This window comes from Muriicola sp., assembly GCF_049669965.1.
GTDB lineage: Bacteria > Bacteroidota > Bacteroidia > Flavobacteriales > Flavobacteriaceae > Muriicola.
Map to the genome: position 1 here is coordinate 1 of NZ_JBATLB010000216.1, position 1912 is coordinate 1912.

2 protein-coding genes are annotated in these 1912 nt (G+C 43.7%); both read right to left on the minus strand.

The genetic code is table 11. The annotated features are described in order from the left end of the window. A partial coding sequence (locus tag WBM49_RS11325; protein WP_424372163.1) for a DUF4407 domain-containing protein occupies nt 1–1047 on the minus strand: 1047 nt, incomplete at its 3' end. Between the two features lie 89 nt (nt 1048–1136). Beyond that, nucleotides 1137–1912 (minus strand): M20/M25/M40 family metallo-hydrolase (locus WBM49_RS11330; protein WP_424372164.1); only part of this gene is annotated, 776 nt, incomplete at its 5' end.

Consider the following 1912-nt stretch of genomic DNA (forward strand, 5'->3'; position numbering starts at 1 on the left):
CTCTTCAGCTTTTTGTTTTTTGTGGGCGTATACCCGCTCTTCCTCTTGTATCTCTCCGTAGATCTTTTCATTCAAGACCGCATCCGTTGCCATAATATGCTGCCGTTGGGTAACTTTTTGTGTAACCCAGGCTTCCACAGTACTTTCCTCTTCTTCCAGTTTAAAATCATAGGGGCCTTTGGGAGCCAATAATTTTACCACAATGGGAGATGTTTCAATAGCAAGAAATAACAGAAAGATAAAAAAGGAAGGAAACCAGGCCAGTTCCCCCAGTGCATTAATCCGGGCCATTAGTCCGTCAAAACCGTCAATAATAGGCTGTGAAGCCACCACAGAATTACCGTATTCTGCGTTCAGCGCGTTGATCTGGGTTTCAAGAGCGGCTATTTTATCAGCATTTTGCGATTTGAGTTCCCGCAATTCCAACAGGCTTGCATCGTGCTTTTCTCGTTTTTCAGCATATACCGGGCCTTTGCCCAGCAACATGGTACCGGCTCTTCCTTCTGCCTCTGAGATATAGGTATCGTATAAGGCATTGGTCTCTGCCTCTTTGGTAGCCACCTCGTCCTTCAGGGAGAGGATGTCTCCTTCTAGTTCCTGGATAACAGGGGTGTATTGTTGTGCGATCTGCTGCTTGTTTGCCAGGGTGAGTTCGTTCTTTTGTTCTAATAAAACCTGGTTGATCTCCTTCTCAAAGATCTTCATTTCGAGAGGTTTTGAGATCACTACGGCAATGATCACCGCGAGTATGATCCTGGGTGTAGCCTGTAGGAATTCACTTTTAAAACTGTTTCTTTTTTTTATGGTAGAAACAATGAAGCGGTCTAAATTAAAGATTAAAAGGCCCCAGATCAAACCAAAGCCAAGTGCTGTATACACATTGTCAAAAACAGTGAAGAGCGCATAACTGCCGGCAATAAATGCCATCACAGCCGTAAAAAAAACAGTAGCGCCAATGCCGGCGTATTTGTTTCGTTCACCTTGTGAGCAAGTTTCAAGAATAGAGGCGTCTGCCCCTGAGCAGAGGATAAAAAATCGTTGTATCATAACAGTGTTCTAAATTGATTGATAGACTATTAGAACGCAACCCTGATATAATTGTTACACGAAAACGGACTTATTTTTAAAAAGAAGATCTATTTTGATAATTCGGTAAAATATTTGTAAAAATATGGGATAGTTTCTATGCCCTTCAGGTAGTTGCCCACGCCAAAATGCTCATTGGGAGAATGGATGGCGTCACTGTCTAAACCAAAGCCCATAAGGATGGTTTTGCTGTGCAATTCTTGCTCAAATAAGGCAACGATTGGGATACTACCGCCACTTCTTTGTGGGATGGGTGTTTTTCCAAAGGTCTTTTCATAGGCCTTTTCGGCCGCTTTGTAGCCCACAAAATCAATGGGGGTAACATAGCCTTGTCCGCCGTGATGCGGAGTGACCTTTACAGAAACACCTTCCGGTGCTATGGATTTGAAATGGGAAGAAAATAGCTCAGTGATCTCGTGCCATTCCTGATGTGGCACCAATCTCATGGAGATCTTTGCGTATGCTTTGCTGGCGATAACTGTTTTTGCACCTTCCCCGGTATACCCGCCCCATATGCCATTCACATCCAGGGTTGGTCTGATAGAATTACGCTCATTGGTGGTATATCCTTTTTCCCCGTATACGGAATCAATACCAATCTCTTTCTGATAATTTTCCAGATCAAAAGGGGCTTTAGCCATTAAGGCACGTTCTTCACTTGTAAGTTCCTGAACCTTGTCATAAAATCCGGGAATGGTTATATGATTGTTTTCATCGTGCAGGGAGGCGATCATCTTTGCAAGGATATTTATGGGATTGGCCACCGCACCTCCGTATAATCCCGAGTGAAGGTCCCTGTTTGGTCCTGTCACTTCTACTTCTACAT